This window comes from Nocardia abscessus NBRC 100374, from assembly GCF_000308455.1.
In the GTDB taxonomy this organism is placed as follows: domain Bacteria; phylum Actinomycetota; class Actinomycetes; order Mycobacteriales; family Mycobacteriaceae; genus Nocardia; species Nocardia abscessus.
This window is the reverse complement of the sequence record NZ_BAFP01000217.1, coordinates 1-643: the sequence shown is the minus strand read 5'-3', so window position 1 is coordinate 643 and position 643 is coordinate 1. Positions and strand designations below refer to the sequence as shown.

Genomic DNA, 643 nt, shown 5'->3' with positions numbered 1-643 from the left:
AGAGCCCTGATCTTCACGTTGATGGCGTCCACGAACAGGACCGGATATACCTGGTCCAGCGGCCGGTTCTGCCATTCGGCCATCCCCTCGATCACCTTATCGGTGATGATCGAGATCGTCTGCCGCGACACCTCGGCGCCGTAGACCTCGGCCAGATGCGCGCTTATCTCGCCGTGGGTCAACCCCTTGGCCGACAACGACAGCACCATCTCATCCACCCCGGACAGCCTGCGCTGACGTTTCCGCACGATCTGCGGCTCGAACGTGCCGGCGGTATCGCGGGGAACCTTCACCTCGACCGGCCCGATATCAGTGGTCACGGTCTTCGACCGGGCGCCGTTACGGCTGTTACCGCTGTTGCGGCCGGCGCTGTCGTGCTTGTCGTAGCCGAGGTGATCGGTGACCTCGCCCTCGAGTGCGGACTCGAGCACCCGTTTGGTCAACTGCTGCAGCAGGCCCCCGTTCCCGGTCAGCTGCAGGCCGTCGCTGCGGGCCCGGTCGACCAGCATCGCGATCAACTGCTCGTCGGACACCTCCACCGCCTTGACGGCCGACCCGGCCGCAGTGGCGTCCTCGATCGTCGCATCACTCACTTGGCTTCTCTCCCTTGATCATTGAGATCCGCCGTTAATTAGACACTCCC

General features: G+C 64.1%; 1 protein-coding gene. It reads right to left on the bottom strand.

The window, feature by feature from the left end; translation table 11 throughout:
- Positions 1-509 (bottom strand): transposase (locus ON19_RS30810; RefSeq protein WP_255218425.1); only part of this gene is annotated, 509 nt, incomplete at its 3' end.
- Between the last annotated feature and the right edge of the window lie 134 nt (positions 510-643).